This window comes from Caloranaerobacter azorensis DSM 13643 (assembly GCF_900129995.1).
Taxonomy (GTDB): Bacteria; Bacillota; Clostridia; order Tissierellales; family Thermohalobacteraceae; genus Caloranaerobacter; species Caloranaerobacter azorensis.
This window is the reverse complement of sequence record NZ_FQXO01000124.1, coordinates 1-3,511: the sequence shown is the minus strand read 5'-3', so window position 1 is coordinate 3,511 and position 3,511 is coordinate 1. Positions and strand designations below refer to the sequence as shown.

The following is a 3,511-nucleotide window of genomic DNA, read 5'->3' as shown; positions in this document are numbered from 1 at the left end:
ATAGTTTACTCAAACTCTAGACTCTTTTTATTTACTAGGCTACGCCTATATTATTTTATCAAAAAAATTTATACTTTCTTAGACAATAAAAAAAGCAGCTGAAGCTGCTAATCACAATAAGATTTTGAAATTTCTATAATAATTTTAGGATTCTTATTATATATATCTACTAATGAATCTACAACTTTTGGATGAAATTGAGTCCCTTTATTTTTAATAATTTCTTTAATAGCCTCTTCTATACTCATAGCCCTTCTATATGACCTATTTGATGCCATTGCATCTAAAGCATCAGCAACCCCCACTATACAAGCTTCTAAAGGTAATTCTTCCAATTTACTTTCTTCTGGATATCCTTTTAAATCATATCTTTTATGATGATATTTAATTACGTTCATAACAATATTTGAAAATCCTACATTTTGAAGTATCCTATCACCTATTGTAGGATGTCTCTTTATCTCATTAAATTCTTCATCTGTCAATTTCCCCGGTTTAGTAAGTATAGAATCTCTAATTCCTATTTTACCTATATCATGAAGAATACCGCCTATTTCTACTTCCTCACATACTTTATCGGATAATCCCATATGTTTTGCGATTAAATATGAATATTTAGAAACTCTATATGAATGACCTTCCGTATACTTATCTTTTGCTTCTACTGCTGCAGCCAACGTTTTTATTGTTCTTAAATAACTTTCTTTTAATCCATTATATAAATTTATATTTTCGATTATCATAGCTACTTGATTAGCTACAGAAGTTAAAATAGCAGTTTGACTTTCATTTATTTCTTGTTTTGTAGTTACTGCAAGTACTCCCAAAGTTTTTTCTCTTGCAATAAGTGGAATAGTATTTGCACAATTAACCTTACCACTTTTAACAATCTTTTCATTGTATTTACTTATATTTTCTTCGGTAAACTTATTTATTATAATAGTTTTGCCTTCTATTACAGCTTTCCCCAAAATATCATCATCAACCGGTATATCGTCAAACCAAATAATATCCGTCAGCTCTCCCGAATAGGCCATCAGTTTTAATTTATTATCATCTGTCAATAGCCTTATCGTACATAAAGGAATCTTCATAAGGTCTACAATATCATCAACGACCATTTTTAAAAGTTTATCCAAATCCATAGTAGAATTTAGGTTTTTACTGATTTTATTGATCGTAGAAAGTTCTTCATTCTTCCTTATAATTTGACTGTACAATTTTTTTCTCTCTGTAATATCTCTTAATACAACATATACACTAATAAGTTTTTCATTATCAAATATCCTTCTAGTACTAACTTCCCCTATTACTTCTTTTCCATTTTTAGATATTAATACGACTTGAATACTGTCGTAATCACTTTTTAATAATTTCTCAAAATTATTATTTAAATCATCACTCTTACCGTTTTTACTATCAAAATACCATATCTTTGATAAAAAATTCCTTACATCTTTACCTACAACTTCTTCTTTATCATATTTCAACATATATTTAACCTGATCATTTACAAAGATAATTTTATAATTAGGGTCAACAACACATACTAAATCATTCATATTTTCAACTAATAGTTTATATTTTTCTTCTGAATCATTAAGTTCTAGAGCCATATATTGAAGCTGTTCATATGAAGCTTCTAATTCCACATTCATGCCTTGTAACTGTTTATTATTTTCTATTAGCATTTTTGTCTGCTCATTCAATCTTTTATAAGATTTATCTAATTCCTCTATCGTTCTATTAAATGCCTTTGCAAGCTGTCCAAATTCATCATTTCTATACATTGGAATTCTATAATTATAATTACCCTTATATAATTCAATAGCCCCTTTTTTTAATTCCTCTAATGGTTTAGAAAATTGAGCAGATAAAAACGAAGCTAATAATATTACAAATATCAATGTAAATACTATAGTAACTATTACATACTTATTTATTATTTCTATTATACTTTTCTGAAAAACACTTTTATCTATCAGACAAATCAATTTCCATCTTACCTTGGGAATAATTGATTTAATAATAAAATATTCTTTATCTCGAATTGATATTTCTCTATTATTTTCATTAATCAGTTCTATTAAATTGACATTTTTTAATTCTTTATTAAAATTATTAATTATATTTTTATTTTCATAAAAAAAATCTAATTTTTTACCTTCCAAAGTTGTAATTATAATATTAAAACCACCGGATACTAATTTGTTTTCTAAATTTCCAAGTATATCTTCTATAGAATTAACAAACACATCTGCTCCGATTATCTCTTCAATTTTTCCAGTTTCATCTTTTACAGGCATAAATACAGTTAAAATCGTTTTACCTGTTTTTAAATCTTTATAAGGCTGACTCCATAAAGTATTACCCGTCTTTAAAACTTTATAATATAACGGTTTTAATCTAACATCGATTTCATCATCTAATAAAACGAAATTATTTTTTGTCATGTCTTTTACGATTATGTATATATCTGAAAAAAAGTTCGTCTTTTCAGCTAAATTTGTAAGATAATAATTCACCTTTTCAAAGTCTACTTCTGATTCCTTTTCTTCTTTATGTACTAAATAATTATTCACAACAGTTTCTAAAATCTGCTCTTTATCACTAAACCATCTATTAATCTCATCTGCTTTATTATCAATAAACTGCTTCTCAATACTTATTGCCTGATTTATTATTTGTTCTTTTACTGTAAAATCTATTGCCATTCTTAAAGTAATAATCGGAATAATAGCCAATATAACAAGAGTAATAATCAATTTTCTTTTAAATGAATCGAGTATCACTATTAACACCTCTACTACTTCTAAATAATCAAAATTATCGAATTTTCCCAATTTAAGAGCTGTAATATTATATATTCTGCATAATACAACATTTTCCTCTTTTTTTCTACATAATTCTACAAAAAAGAAAAAGAGCTATGGTTCTTGCCATAACTCTTTAGGTTATCAATATTTTAGCCGTGCACCCGATCTCGACTTACTACTCCAAGCGTTACCTGAGCAGTTAACTCAAATCAGGCACCCCTACGGCACACGGAAGTGTTCACTTACCGCTGCTTCCTCCCGGACCTGACGGGGTTCATGAATTTCCGTTGCGTAGGACCCAATCGTCAACGCCACTTACTCAGGGCAGACCTCACAATAGCAAGCCTCAATCGGGAATTCAACCCTGCTATAGCGGATTGCAGGTTACAGGGCACCGCTACCTCCCCATCTAGCACGGCAAACTTTTATTTTGGCGGAGAGAGCGGGATTCGAACCCGCGAGACGCTTTTTCGCGTCTACCCGCTTTCCAGGCGAGCGCCTTCAGCCAGACTCAGCCATCTCTCCATACATATTATATTAAAATCGTGCAAATATAATTATATCATCTTCTATTAGTTTTTGTAAAGTGCTAAATAATACTACTTCAATTCGTAATATGAAAAATTAAATTCATCTATGCTATACTAAAGCTAAAATAGGATCAAGGAGTGATTGAATCTCTTCGCTACAAGAAC

At 29.3% G+C, this 3,511-nt stretch carries 1 protein-coding gene, 1 tRNA gene and 1 other RNA gene; all 3 read right to left on the bottom strand.

The annotated features are described in order from the left end of the window. Nucleotides 1–107 precede the first annotated feature (107 nt). Nucleotides 108–2,792 carry an HD domain-containing phosphohydrolase gene (locus tag BUB51_RS12255; protein ID WP_073198096.1) on the bottom strand — a complete coding sequence of 895 codons (2,685 nt, stop codon included), beginning with the start codon at nt 2,790–2,792 and terminating at the stop codon, nt 108–110. 177 nt (nt 2,793–2,969) lie between these two features. Continuing rightward, an RNA gene (gene ffs / locus BUB51_RS12250) (signal recognition particle sRNA large type) lies at nt 2,970–3,234 on the bottom strand. A gap of 13 nt (nt 3,235–3,247) precedes the next feature. Continuing rightward, nucleotides 3,248–3,341 (bottom strand) — tRNA-Ser (locus tag BUB51_RS12245). Between the last annotated feature and the right edge of the window lie 170 nt (nt 3,342–3,511).